Origin of the sequence: Halomonas sp. DP1Y21-3, assembly GCF_019801245.1 — a bacterium.
GTDB classification, from domain to species: Bacteria; Pseudomonadota; Gammaproteobacteria; order Pseudomonadales; family Halomonadaceae; genus Halomonas; species Halomonas litopenaei.
Window position 1 is genome coordinate 1,024,497 of the sequence record NZ_JAHVJM010000001.1, and the last position, 13,579, is coordinate 1,038,075.

At 65.0% G+C, this 13,579-nt stretch carries 9 protein-coding genes and 1 tRNA gene; 5 read left to right on the forward strand and 5 right to left on the reverse strand.

Annotated features, from left to right (window positions below):
• Positions 1-48 precede the first annotated feature (48 nt).
• Together KUV74_RS04445 and KUV74_RS04450 are read left to right on the forward strand one after the other, a co-directional pair.
• Complete coding sequence (locus KUV74_RS04445; RefSeq protein ID WP_108131202.1) at positions 49-732, forward strand: SOS response-associated peptidase; 684 nt, start codon at positions 49-51, stop codon at positions 730-732.
• Entirely contained in the window at positions 732-3,656 is a 2,925-nt protein-coding gene (locus tag KUV74_RS04450) for an insulinase family protein (RefSeq protein ID WP_222515708.1), read from the forward strand. Before KUV74_RS04445 ends, KUV74_RS04450 begins: the two co-directional genes overlap by 1 nt.
• Positions 3,657-3,895: 239 nt before the next feature.
• Here the strand turns inward: KUV74_RS04450 and sbcB are convergent, their stop codons facing one another.
• The 4 genes from sbcB to minC all read right to left on the reverse strand — a co-directional run bounded on the left by sbcB (position 3,896) and on the right by minC (position 7,794).
• Positions 3,896-5,386, reverse strand: a complete 1,491-nt coding sequence (gene sbcB, locus KUV74_RS04455; protein ID WP_222515709.1) for an exodeoxyribonuclease I — start codon at positions 5,384-5,386, stop codon at positions 3,896-3,898.
• Positions 5,387-5,601: 215 nt separating this feature from the next.
• The gene (gene minE / locus KUV74_RS04460; RefSeq protein WP_045991341.1) at positions 5,602-5,856 is read right to left on the reverse strand and encodes a cell division topological specificity factor MinE; all 255 of its coding nucleotides are present in this window, start codon (positions 5,854-5,856) and stop codon (positions 5,602-5,604) included.
• Complete coding sequence (minD, locus tag KUV74_RS04465) at positions 5,853-6,674, reverse strand: septum site-determining protein MinD (protein WP_045991342.1); 822 nt, start codon at positions 6,672-6,674, stop codon at positions 5,853-5,855. Before minD ends, minE begins: the two co-directional genes overlap by 4 nt.
• Positions 6,675-7,053: 379 nt before the next feature.
• Positions 7,054-7,794, reverse strand: a complete 741-nt coding sequence (minC, locus tag KUV74_RS04470; RefSeq protein ID WP_045991343.1) for a septum site-determining protein MinC — start codon at positions 7,792-7,794, stop codon at positions 7,054-7,056.
• A 258-nt stretch (positions 7,795-8,052) separates the two neighbouring features.
• On the opposite strand from minC, the gene KUV74_RS04475 reads away from it, so the two are divergent.
• Positions 8,053-10,830, forward strand: coding sequence for a DUF349 domain-containing protein (locus KUV74_RS04475; RefSeq protein WP_045991344.1), 2,778 nt, complete (start codon positions 8,053-8,055; stop codon positions 10,828-10,830).
• A 133-nt stretch (positions 10,831-10,963) separates the two neighbouring features.
• Here the strand turns inward: KUV74_RS04475 and phbB are convergent, their stop codons facing one another.
• On the reverse strand, positions 10,964-11,710 hold the full coding sequence (gene phbB / locus KUV74_RS04480) for an acetoacetyl-CoA reductase (RefSeq protein ID WP_045991345.1): 747 nt from the start codon (positions 11,708-11,710) through the stop codon (positions 10,964-10,966).
• Positions 11,711-12,079: 369 nt separating this feature from the next.
• Between phbB and KUV74_RS04485 the strand changes: the two genes are divergently transcribed.
• A tRNA-Met gene (locus KUV74_RS04485) sits at positions 12,080-12,156 on the forward strand.
• Positions 12,157-12,559: 403 nt separating this feature from the next.
• Positions 12,560-13,504: a thioredoxin family protein gene (locus KUV74_RS04490; protein ID WP_045991346.1), complete on the forward strand. Its 945-nt coding sequence runs from the start codon at positions 12,560-12,562 to the stop codon at positions 13,502-13,504.
• The last annotated feature ends 75 nt before the right edge of the window (positions 13,505-13,579 follow it).

Below are 13,579 nucleotides of genomic sequence, written 5' to 3' on the forward strand. Positions count from 1 at the left end.
GACACCGGGAGCTTGGGTACGCTGGCCCTCCAGATCGCAGGAGCCCCCATGACCGGCCGTCTCTATATTCCCGCCCGCGCCATCGAGACCGCCCTCGACGACCTCGATGCTCCGGCCCAGGCCATCAGCGGCGTCAACATGGCCCCGCGCCGTCCACTGTCGATCATCCGCCTGGAAGCTGGACGCCCTACCCTGGGGATCGGTTTCTGGGGCCTGACACCGCCCTGGTTGCAGGTGCTCGATCACGCCCCCCACTGCGCCCGCGCCGAAAGCCTCGACTCGCGCCCGATGTTCCGTGACGCCTTCCGCGCGCGGCGCTGCCTGGTGCCGGTAGCCGGCGCCTACGCCTGGCAGCCGCGTCCAAACTACAAGCAGCCCTTCTTGATCACCAGGGCAGACCGCGGGCCGATGCTGCTGGCCGGACTATGGTGTAGGTTTCACACCACCCTTACCGACTATAACGACTCCTTCGCCTTGATCACGGTACCTAGCCCTGGCTTTCTGGCCCCCCTGACCGACCGTCTGCCGGCGGTCATAGCCCCCGGTCAAGCGAGGGCCTGGCTGGACCCGCAGAGTGATCCCGAGGACCTCAAGCCACTGTTGAGCCCCCCTCCCGGGGAACTGTTGGGCGCTTTTCCGGTATCAAGACGAGTGAACAATCCTCAAGAGCAAGACCCATCCTGTGCCCACCCCATCGGCAAGATGTGGCGCCAGACTTCCAAGGAGACGTGATGGCTTCGACCCTCACACGACGCGGCGCCAGCGCCCTCGTCGCCACCCTGATCGGCCTGTGGCTACCGCTGGCTCAGGCTTCCGCGGCCCCGGCCGCTACCAGCGAGCAACCGGTCACGGCTCAGGCCGACGCCGACGTGGCCACCGCCACGACGCCGATCGTCAGCCCCCACGATGATCGCGACTATCGCGTACTGACCCTGGACAACGGCCTCGACGTCCTGCTGGTCAGCGATCCCGAGGCCGACAAGGCGGCGGCTTCACTCAATGTGTCGGTGGGCAGCGCCCAGGATCCCGATGACCTACAGGGGCTCGCCCACCTGCTCGAACATATGCTGTTTCTGGGCACCGAGGCCTACCCCGAGCCCGACGCCTACCAGGGCTACATCAGCCGCCACGGCGGGCGCCACAACGCCTTCACCGCCTCGCTGGACACCAACTACTTCTTCGATGTGGAACCCGAGGCCTTCGAAGGCGCTCTGGATCGCTTCAGTCGGTTCTTCATCGACCCGCTGTTCAACGCCGACCGCCTGGGCAGCGAGCGCAACGTGGTGCACTCCGAATATCAGGCGCGCCTGCGCGATGACGCACGCCGCGAGAACGAGGTCCTCGACGCCCTGCTCAATCCGGCCAACCCCACCGTGGGTTTCTCGGTGGGCAGCAAGGAGACCCTGGCCGAGCGGCCCGAAGGGGAGCCCAGCCTGCGCGAGCGGGTCATGAACTTCTACGAGAACCACTACGGCGCCAACGTCATGCATCTGGCGGTGGTGGCGCCGATGCCGTTGGATCAACTGCAGACACTGGTGGTCGAACGTTTCGCCGAGGTGCCCGATCGCGGCCTCGAGGCACCCGTCATCGACACCCCACTGGTGGATCGCTCACGCCTGCCGCTGGCCGCCGAGGCCCAGTCGCTGCGCGACGCTCGCCGCGTCAGCTTTCTGTTCCCGGTTCCCGACCCCGTGCTCAGCTATCGCCACAAGCCGGCCAGCTACATCGCCAACCTGATCGGTCATGAGGGGCCCGGCAGCCTGTTGAGCCGCCTGCGCGAGGCCGGCTGGGCCGACGGCCTGTCCGCCGGCGTCACCCGAGGTGACGGCCGCCATGCACTGCTGGCCGTGGATGTCAGCCTGACCCCTGAGGGTCGCGAGCATCTCGATCGCATCCAGGCCAGTCTGTTTGCCACCATCGAGCAGATCCGCCAGCAGGGCATCAGCGAGGAACGCTACGACGAGCAGGCCAGCCTGTCCGAGCAGGCGTTCCAGTTCCAGCAGCACGGTAACGCCCTGGACGAGGCCATGCGCCTGTCCATGAGCCTGACCCACTACCCGCTCGAGGACGTCAACCGCGCCGGCTACCGCATGGACGGGCTCGACGCAGAGGAAGTGCGTCGCTGGCTCGATGCGCTGCGCCCCGACAACATGATCCGCCTGTACACCGGCCCCGAGGTCGAAGGCGACCAGCGCAGCCGCTACTACGACACCGCCTGGCAGGAGATGCCATTGGCCGACACCGCAGCCGACCCCCTGGCGGGGCTGGCACTGCCCGAGCCCAATCCCTTTATCGCCGAGGACCTGGCGCTGCTTGAGGCCCACGACGAGCGCCCCTCACTGCTGATCGACACCCCCGAGGCCGACGCCTGGTACAAGGCCGATGCCGAGTACGATACTCCCAAGGCCTCCTGGCGCTTCAGCCTGCAGCACCCTGGCGCCAGCCAGTCCCCGCGCCAGGCCGTGCTGACACAACTGCTGGCCGGCTGGCTCAACGACAGCCTCAACGAGAAGCTCTACGCCGCACGCCTGGCGGGACAGAAGTATGAAGCCTATGCCCACTCGCGTGGCATGACGCTGTCCTTCACCGGCTGGCGTGACCGCCAGGACAGGGTGATACGGGAGGTGATCGACCAGCTCAAGCAGGGTGAGATCCTCGACGCAAGCTTTGCCCGAGTACGCTACGGCCTGGAAAAGCAATGGGGCAATGCACCACGCAATCCGCTCTATCACCAGGGTCAACGCACCCTGTCCGAGGCGCTGATTCGGCCCCAGTGGTCCCCCCAGGTACTGCTGGAGGCGCTGTCCGACCTCGAGCCCCAGGACCTGCGCGACTTCCGCGAGCGCTTCCTCGACGAGCTGCACCTGCAGGCGCTGGTGGTCGGCAACCTGGAAGAGTCGCTGGCACGCGACGAGGCCGAGCAGGCCATCGCGGCGCTTGAGCCCAGCCTTGGCGCGGACGCCATCACCGACCTGCAGGTACTCAAGGCAGTGGATCTGCCGAGCCTGACGCCGGACTCCAGCCGAGACGAGTCGCTGCTGATTCGCTACCTGCAGGGGCCGGACCAGGGTATCGCCACCCAGGCCCGCATCGCGGTGCTCGGCAAGCTGCTCGAGACCCCCTTCTACCAGCAGTTGCGTACCGAACAGCAGCTCGGGTACATCGTCAGCGCAGGCTACTCACCGCTGCTGCACGCTCCGGGCATCAGCCTGCTGGTGCAGTCTCCCTCCACCCAGAGCGACGAGCTCAAGGCCAGGGTCAGCGACTTCCTCGACCGTATGCCCGAGCGTCTGGACAGCCTGGATGACGACACCCTGGCCACCTATCGCCAGGCGGTCCACGACGAGATTACCCAGCGTGATTCAGGCCTCGAGGAGCGCACCACCCGCCTGTGGCAGGCGCTGTCCTACGGCGACACCGACTTCGATAGGCGTGAGCGGCTGGCCGCCGCGGTGCTCGAGGTCGACGCCGCCAGCCTGAAGGACAGCTGGCAGCGTCTGGGTGGCGCCGCAGTGGTGGACGTGACCTTCGATCCGGGCGCCGCACCCAGCGACGTCATGGCGTTGAAAGGCGACCTGGAAGCCCTGCCCGGTGACGAGGAAGAAGCGCTGTCACCGACGCCGGCGGACACCAGCGCCCAGGCGGCCAAACCCTGACAGGGCTCTGCCAAAAGGCCCTGGCCCACCCCATCGCCCCCTGCTTGGGGGCGATCCCGCCCGGCTGGCGACGCCGCCGCCGACAGCAGTGACGACAAGGCCCGACCGGCAGCGCCGGTCGGGCCTTGTCGTTTCACCCGCTTCATCACACCTGATACATGGCACCTGATTCATGGCGCCATATTGATGATGCCCGACACGGCCAGCGCGACGCCGTGCGTCTGCGCCAGGCTGGTCCCCTAGCCGAACGCCTGGGCGGGCATGATCGACTCCACAAACATCACCATCTCCTCGAGGATCTGGCGTTCGCGATCGCTCAGCGAGGTCTGGTTCAGACGTTCGATTTCACGCGCGAAGTCCTTTAGCGTCAGGCTCGCCAGCGCCGAGTCGTTCATCCGCTCCCACCGGAAGGTCTCCCAGCGCGCCTGCTCCTCGCCGGTCAGGGTGTCCGGATAGCTGCGGGCGCGGTAGCGAAACAGCATCTCCTCCAGGCGCGGGTCCTGGAAGGCAAAGCTGGCGTCGACCAGATCCCAGGGATCCATGGCACGCACGCGCTCCATCTGTTGGCGGTCGGCAGGAGAGAAGAACCCGCCGGAGTAGAGCATCAGGTCCGGATCCCTCGGCGGCTCCGGCGGTGGCTCGGCGAACACCTCCTGCACCTTGGCGACGATATCGGGGTCCTTGGCCAGCCGCTGGTAGTGACCGCGACAGGCGTCCATCTCGAGCCCCATGCGCGCCACGATCTCGCCGTACTCGCCCTGATGGGGCCCCGACACATCCTTGAGCGCACTGGGCGGAAAGATCACCGGGCACTTGTTGATGTGCACGACCTTCAGCGGAATCCGGCTTTCCCCCTCGGCCAGGTCGTCATTGCTGACAAATACCCGAGCACGAATCTCCTGGGGCGAGAGACGCAGCAAGTCGGCAGGGTCCAGCGACAGGTCGTAGACGATGACGCCGTTGGGATTGGTCGGGTGTTCGGCCAGGGGCATCACCAGAGACCCGCAGGCACGGCTGGCCGGATAGCGCCGGGAGATATGCACCACCGGCTTGCGCTGGGTCGTATCCAGGCGTTTGCGCACCTCACGCTTGGCCCTGAGCGACAGCAGGTAGTCGAACAGGTTGGCATTGGCGCCACGCAACAGTCGCGCCAGGGCGATGGTGGCGCGCACATCGGCCAGGGCGTCGTGGGCGCCGGCATGCTCGATACCGTTGGCCGCGGTCAGGTCTTCCAGGCGAAAGCTGGGACTGCCGTCCTCGCGCCTTGGCCACTCGATGCCCTCTGGCCTCAAGGCGTGAAAGGCGCGCACCACGTCGATCAGATCCCAGCGCGAATTGCCGTTCTGCCACTCCCGTGCATAGGGGTCGATCAGGTTGCGGTAAAACAGGTGACGACTGACCTCATCGTCGAAGCGCAGGCTGTTGTAGCCCACCGCACAGGTCCCGGCGACGCTCATCTCGTCGACGATGGCGCCGGCGAACTCGGCTTCGGGCACACCGTTGCGCCTCGCCTGCTGGGGCGTAATACCGGTGATCAGGCAGGCCATGGGGTGCGGCAAGGCATCATCGGCGGGCTTGCAGAACAGCTCCACCGGCTCGCCAATCTCGTTGAACTCGGCGTCGGTACGTATGGCCGCGAACTGCGAGGGACGATCGCGCCGAGGATCGGCACCAAAGGTCTCGTAGTCGTGCCACAGAAAGGTCAGCGGAGCGGCTTTCGGCTGCGCCATGGGATTGCGGTCTCCACGCGTACGTCAAAGGCCCGTCAGCCTAGCACAGGCCAACGCCGGGCTCAGCCTGCACGATCACAGGTCGAGTCCGGCGCGGGAAGGAAATACACGAAAGACGCCCAAGGGGCGTCATCTTGATGGCTGGCATTGTCGATATCGCATCGGCGATGTGGCATCGACGATATCACGACGTTCAAGCAACGCCAGGCGCTGCATCAACTGCTGCGCGGCAGGGTCACGTTGAGCTCGAGCACCGAGCAGTTGTCCTCGCTGTCCAGCGACATATTGATAGCATCATCGTCCACCTCGACATAGCGGCGGATGACCTCAAGCAACTCCTTCTCCAGCATCGGCAGGAAGTCAGGCTGTCCCCGCTGGCTACGCTGGTGCGCCACGATGATCTGCAGCCGCTCCTTGGCGACAGACGCGGACTTCTTGCGTTCGCGCTTCAGGAAATCGAGTAGTTTCACCGGCGACCTCCTCCTCCGAACATGCGGCTCAGCAGGCTTTTCTTCTGATACTCGTGGAAGCGCAAGGGCACCTCCTCTCCGATCAGGCGGCTGACCGTATCCATATAGGCCTGGCCAGCGTCACTGCTGTCGTCGTGGGTGACCGGGACCCCCTGGTTGGAGGCTCTCAGCACGGCCTCGGACTCGGGAATCAAACCTACCAGGTTGATGGCCAGGATCTCGCGAATGTCCTCGAGATTCAGCATGTCTCCCTGGTCGACCCGTCCGGGGTTGTAGCGGGTGATCAGCAGGTGCTCCTTGATCGGGTCCTTGCCCTGCTCGGCCCGCCGGGTCTTCGATGACAACAGCCCAAGGATACGGTCGGAGTCACGCACCGAAGACACCTCGGGGTTGGTCACCACGATGGCTTCGTCGGCGAAGTACATGGCCAGCTGGGCACCACGTTCGATACCGGCGGGTGAATCGCACAGTATGTAGTCGAAGTCCTTGGTCAGGGTGTCCAGCACCTTCTCGACGCCCTCCTGGGTCAAGGCATCCTTGTCCCGAGTCTGGGAAGCAGGAAGGATATGCAGGTTGTCCACGCGCTTGTCACGAATCAGCGCCTGGTTCAGCCCGGCCTCGCCCTGGATGACGTTGACCAGGTCGTAGACCACACGGCGCTCGCAGCCCATGATCAAGTCGAGGTTCCGCAGACCGACATCGAAGTCGATCACTACCGTCTTGTTGCCTCTGAGTGCCAGCCCGGTGGCAATGGCTGCCGCACTGGTTGTCTTGCCGACCCCGCCTTTACCGGAGGTCACAACGATGATCTTGGCCAAGTGTCGCATCCTGTCGTCGTAAAGTTGTTGGTCCTGTGTGGTCACCGCAGTGACCAGGCACGGCCTTATAAAAATCGCTGTCCCGCGCTAAAGCGCCCGCTGATGCGGCAACGCCCCGCTGAGGGCGCTTCACAAGCCCGGCTGAAGGCTCTCCATCAGCCCAGCTGAGGGCTCCTTACAACCCCGGCTGAAGGCTCCCTATCAGCCCAGCTGAAGGCTCCCTACCAGCCCAGCTGAAGGCTCCCTATCAGCCCAGCTGAAGGCTCCTTACAAGCCCAGCTGAAGGCTCCCTATCAGTTCAGCTGAAGGCTCCCTATCAGTTCAGCCGAAGGCTCCCTATCAGTTCAGCCGAAGGCTCCTTACAAGCCCAGCTGACGGCTCACTTCAGCGCGGTGATCCCCAACTGATCGTCCGTCAGCACGACCTGGACGGAGGAGCCGAGCAGTTGGGGGTCGATATCTTCGAGACGCTTGTAGTTGCCCGCCACCGACAACAGCTCCGCATGCAGCTCACGGCAGAAGATGCCTGCCTGGTGGTCGCCGTGAATGCCAGCGAGGGCACGCCCCCTGAGGGCACCGTAGACGTGGACGTTGCCCGCCGCCAGTACCTCGGCCCCGGCATTGACCGCACCGATCACGGTCAGGTCGCCGTCGGGAGCGGTGATCTGCTGGCCGGAACGCACGGTGCCACGAAAGATACGTCCGCCATGAGGCGCGTCAGCCTCCACTTCCTCGACCACGGTGACGTCTTCGTCTTCCTGCACCGGAACGCTTTCCAGGGTGCGCGCACGGGCGGCATCCTGGGGGGGGAACCAGCCAAGTCCGAGCGCCCAGGCGGACTGCTTGACCGGATCTGCACCACCACGCACCGCTACCGGCAGCAGCTTGTGCGCCCGGCACACCGCACAGATACGTTCCAGGGCCAGGTGAGGTTCGTCGAGCTTCTCGACGCTGAGCACCACCGGGGTGTGCTGAAAGAAGGCTGGCGACTGCGAGAGCTTGCCCGCGAGCTGATCGCGAATTTCCTCGGGATCCGCACTGGAAAGCTCCATCACCGTCATGGGCAGCATCCCACCCTTGAACGTAAACGCCATGCTGTCCCTGTCCACTTTGAGGCTCATTGCCGAACTCCACGTCGGGTGTTGGTCGGGGGATGATCTCAAGCTAAGTCAGAGCCCCCGGTCCTGCAACCGATCATAAGCCTCAATTGTCCTCCTGTCAGTGTCTCCAATCAGCCACAGCCCTGCGCTGAGGCCTTTTCTGATGGTGGCGCGCATGCTTAGATAAACTTTCTATCTCGACGCCCGGCTTTGCCTGGCGCAATAACAAGATGGTGAAGCCGTTTCGCCACCTTTCTTTATTTCTTTGCAGGAAGCCCCATGCCCGGACTCCTCCGCCGCCTTTTCTCGCCACGCTGGCGACATCCCGATCCACAGGTCCGACGCGACGCCGCCGAACGGCTCGACCCCCAGAGCCAACGCGAGGCCCTCGAGACCCTGGTCCAGGACACCGAGCCCGACGTCCGTCTCGCCGCGGCGAGACGCCTGGACGACCCACAGCGACTGCTGGAGCTGCGCGTTGAGGGTAAAGGATCACGCGAGCTCGATCGTCAGCTCATCGCGCTGCTGATCGGTCGCCAGGGCGGCATCGAACTTGGCCGCCGCCAGCAGATCGTCGAGTCCCTGGACGACGCGGCGATGCTCGAGGAGATCGCCCTCCAGGGCGATAACCAGCAGCTGCGACTCGCCGCCCTGGCCAGGCTCGATGACGAGGCCGCCCTGATTCGCCAGGCCTGCGACAACGGCATCGCCGCCGTACGTCACGCCGCCGCCGAGCGGGTCACCTCCGAGGAAGGTCTCAAGCAGCTGGCCCAGGCGGCCCGCCGGGATCGCCACGTGGTGCGCGACGCCAAGGAACGCCTGGGTCGACTGCGCGCTGACGCCGACGCCGTGGAACAGGCTCGGGAACGACGCGAGCAACTGCTGGCCAGTCTCGAGCAGCACGCCCGCGCCACCTGGGAGCCTCTCTACGCTGGGCGCTTCCGCCATCTGGAGCGCGAGTGGTCTCGACTGGCGGATCTGCCCGACGCCGGGCAGGAGCAGCGCTACCAGGAGGCCAGCCTGCGCTGTCGCAAGGTGATTCACGATCACGAGGCCCAGGAACACGCCCTGCGTGCCGACCGACAGCGCCGCGAGCAGGCCGACCAGGACCGAGAGGCACTGGTCATGGCGCTGGAAGAAAGCCTGGCCGCGCTCTATCAGGGCGAATATGTCGGTGAACAGGACCTGGCCAGCCTGCGCGCTCAGAAGCAGTTGATGGCCAACCGCTGGCAGGCACTGTCCGAGATCCACCTCGCCGACGACGGCCTGCGCCAGCGCTACGACAAGGCCTTGAAGAACTACGACGCCATCAACCAGGCCCACCAGCGCCTGGTCGAGCGCGCCCTGCCGCTGGAGGAAGCCATCAGGGCCGGCGACGAGGCTGCGCTGAAGCAGCTGGTGAGCGACTGCAAGTGGCCCGAAGGTCTGCCGCCAGACCCGAGGCTCGAACGTGCCCGACACCATCTTCGCCTGGAGAAGGATCTTTCCGGAGACGAACCGTCTGAGTCCCAGCTCACACGCTTCGATGAGGAACTGGATCGCCTCGAGGCGCTGCTCGACGAGGGCACCTTCAAGGGAGCAAGCCGCCTGCACCAGCGACTTCGCCACCTCGCCGATCAGCTGCCGTCCTCGGCCGGTGCCCAGCAGTCTCGACTCAAGCGCCTCGGCGCACGACTCGCCGAACTGCGTGACTGGCGCGGCTTCGTCGCCGGTCCCAAGCGCGAGCAACTGTGCCAGGCCATCGAGGCCCTGGAGCAGGACGCCACCCTCACCGACCGTGACCGTGACCGCCGCCATCGCCAGCTGGTCAAGGAGTGGAAGGCACTGGGCGACGCCGCGGCCAACCGCGAGCAGTCCGAGCGCTTTCGGGCAACCTCCGAACGTATTCGCGAGTCGCTCAAGGCCTGGCGTGAACAACAACAGCGCCTGCGCGAGGCCAACCTGGCAGAACGCGAAGCGCTGTGCGAGCAGATCGAGGCCCTTCTGGAGCAGCCCGCCGCCCAGGCCGACCCCGACGCGCTGCGCGAGATCCGCGACCAGGCCAGGGAACAGTGGCGCCGCACCGCCCCTGTCCCGCGCGATCACGCTGAGGCCATCGGACGACGCTTCGGCCGCATCCGGCATCAGTTGCAGGCGCTGATCGATCGCCGCGCCAACGAGATCGCCGACGCCAAGCGTGAGGTGATCGACCAGGCCCGAGCGCTGGTCGATGCACGACTGCCGGCACGCCAGCGAGCCGACCAGGCCAAGGCACTGCAACAGCGCTGGCGCGAACTGGGGCGCGCGCCCAAGGGCGAGGAGCAGACCCTGTGGCGAGAATTCCGCCAACTATGCGACCAGATCTTCGCCCAGCGTGACGCCGAGCGCGATGATCGTGCCCAGCGTGCTCGCGAGCGGCTGGAACAGATGCAGGCCCTGATCGACCGCATCGATGCCTGGCAACCCGCGGCAAGCAGCGAGGCCGACTGGCTGGACAAGGCGGTGGATGAGGCCAGCGCGCTGGAACCGCTGCCATCGGGCCGGCGCACCGAAGGCATGCGCAAGCGCTGGACCGGCATCGTACGGGCTCGGCGCGAGCGCCTGGAACGGCTCTCCGTGGCAGAGGTCGTCGGTCGTTGGCGCGAGGTCAAACCCCTGATTCTCGAGCACCTTGAGGCCGACGATGACTGCCTCGCCGGTCGCCTCTGCAGTGATGTGGAGATTCCCGCCGCGCTATCGTTGCCGCCGGCGCTGAAACAGGCCCACGCACAGCGCAACGCCGCACGACGCGATCCTGCTCCAGCGGAGGAAGTCGCCGAGCGTCTGGCACGACTGCGGGTACACCTGGCGCTCCTGGCGGGCCATCCAATCGGCCACCAGGACGAGCCACTGCGCCTGGCGATCCAGGTCGACCGCCTCAACGACAGCCTTGGCCAGGCGCCGAGCCGGGAAGACGAGCTGATCTCGGTACTGTGCGGGCTGCTGGCCACCGGTCCAGTGTCGCGCCAGCAGTGGGAGCGCGAGGTACAGGAGCTCGACGCCCTGCTGGATGGGCTGAGTCAACTGCCACCACCCTGAGCGATGCACGGCTTGCCGTGCCTCCCCCCCTCTTTCAACCCCTGAAAACCACGATGCGAGGCCTTTTGGCCTCGCATCGTGGTTTCTGGCGAAATGTACATCGCCGAGCCTCGTGAGCCCGGCGCGACGTCTGTCAGCCCATGAACTGACCGCCATTGATGTCGATATTGGCACCGGTGATAAAACCGTTGTCCTTGCTGGCCAGGAAATTGACCAGGCGGCCGATCTCTTCCGGCGTGCCGTACCGCTTCATCGGGATGGTCTCGCGAATGGCCTCGCGCACCTTCTCCGGAATCTTCATGATCATGTCGGTGGCGATATAGCCAGGCGAGATGGTGTTGACGGTGATGCCCTTGGTCGCAGTTTCCTGCGCCAGCGCCATGGTCAGACCGTGCATGCCGGCCTTGGCGGCGGAATAGTTCACCTGGCCGAACTGCCCCTTGCGGCCGTTGATGGACGAAATATTGATGATCCGTCCGTAGCCCTGCTCCAGCATGCTCTCGATCACGCTGCGGCAGGTATTGAAGACGCTGTTGAGGTTGGTGTCGATGACCACGTTCCACTGGTCCGCCGACATCTTCTTCAAGGTGCCATCCTTGGTGATACCGGCACAGTTGACCAGCACTGCGATCGGCCCATGCTGGTCCTCGATCGCCTTGACGCCATTCTGGCAGGCCTCGAAATCGGTCAGATCGATGCCGGCGATGTCGATATTGTCATAGCCATCCGACTTCTGGGTCTCCAGCCAGGTCTTGGCCTTGTCAGGATTGTTGTAACCGGCCACTACCTGATAGCCGGCATCCGCCAGTTCGCGACAGATTGAGCTTCCGATACCACCAGTACCACCGGTGACCCACGCGACGGGCTTTTGCTGAGTCATAGACGACCTCCCTGATTGTCCTTCACGCCGCCGCTTGGCGACGGCACTTGTTGTTGCAAGCATGTATAGCAGTGGATGCTCTGGTGCTGCGCATTCGCGCAACCAGGAACCTCGGGCCCAGAGCGATCGCGGGTGGCCTCCTGCCACTGCGACGCCCAGCCCCACCTGCCTACCTCGGCAGGCCTTCGTCGTGGTACTGCGTCGAATCAACGTCCACAACGACTATCCACCAGGCTAGCGTCTAGCACTGACATTTGCATGACAGCCCCTCCAGTATGGACCACAGCGCCCGAACGGCACGACCCATCACACCCGAAATCGCACAGGGTTGACGCAGCCAGAATTATCCGTATACTACGTCCTCGTTGATGCGGGGTGGAGCAGTCTGGTAGCTCGTCGGGCTCATAACCCGAAGGTCATCGGTTCAAATCCGGTCCCCGCTACCAAATACGAAAACGAGGCAGTCCTTCGGGACTGCCTCGTTTTTTTGTTGGCTGTCCGGTGCTGGCCGAGGCCAGCGCTTCGCCACCAGACGCCGTTGCGGCATCGCTGTACTACGAAGCCCGCCCCCTGATTAAATCTTAATTTTTCTGTGCCAATTCGATATTTTTTGGCGCTTCCGTGTCCCCGGATTAGCCATCCACCCCTCCTTCTTTCGTCGAAGAGCTGACCTCGATCAACCCGAGTCGGTCAAGAATCGACCGTCGCCGCAGCCCTTTACCGCGTCTTGGGCACACCGCTGGCCAGTCATCGATTCCAGGCATGCTCCGGCGTATCGGCAGGCGCCTTGAAGTCGGTGGCCGTCGCCCGCATCTTTAGGGCAATTCACTTTTGACAAGGTTGTGTCCCATGCCCATCGTCGACCCTCGTACAGGCGAACCTCTGAGCAGCGATCCGAGCAGCGAACCCGCCCAGGGTGCCGCCGCGGCGTCCCAGGGGCCGGCCGACAGCGACCTGATCTTCGACGTCGACCGCAGCAACATTCAGCAGGTGCTGGAGCTGTCCATGCGAATCCCGGTGCTGCTGGACTGCTGGGCCCCCTGGTGCGAGCCCTGCAAGAACCTGATGCCGGTGCTGGAAAAGCTGACCCGCGAGTACGCCGGCACCTTCCTGCTGGCCAAGCTCAACATCGACGACAACCAGGACATCGCCGGCCAGCTCGGCGTACGCTCGGTACCCGACGTCAAGTTGATCAGCCAGGGCGGTCTGGTGGACCACTTCCAGGGCGCCTTGCCGGAAAAGGAAATTCGCGAGTGGCTGGGCCGCTACTTCCCGGCCCCGGAAGATGCTCCGGCAAGCCCCGAAGAACAGGCCGAGCAGGCCCTGGCGGCGGGCGACACCGCCACCGCGCTGGAGATCCTGCAGCAGCTGACACAGCAGTACCCCGACCACTTGGCCTACCAGATCCAGATGGCCCGAGTGCTGGTGGCGGAAGGTCGCAATGATGAAGCGCGCGCCCTGCTTGACGCGCTACCTCCGGAAGACCGCGACGGTCCCGAGGCCCGCGGCGTTCGTGCCAGCATCGAGTTCGGCGAAGAAGCGCCCGACGCCGAGACCCTGGCCGCCCTGGAGGGGCGTGACGACAGCGAGGCCAACTATCTGAGGGCGCTGCGCCAGGTGGCGGACGGTGACTATGAACCCGGTCTGGAAGGCTTGCTGGCAGTGATGAAGCGCGACCGTGCCTACGGTGACGACCTGGCGCGCAAGACCCTGCTGCGGGTGTTCGACGCACTCGGCGCCGATCATCCGCTGACGGTGAGCTACCGCCGCAAGCTGTTCGCCCTGCTCTACTGAGTGGATCGAGACGTCGAGCGCCTTGCCGCTCATCGCCTGAGCATGAAAACGGGGCCCCTTCGAGGGCCCCGTTTT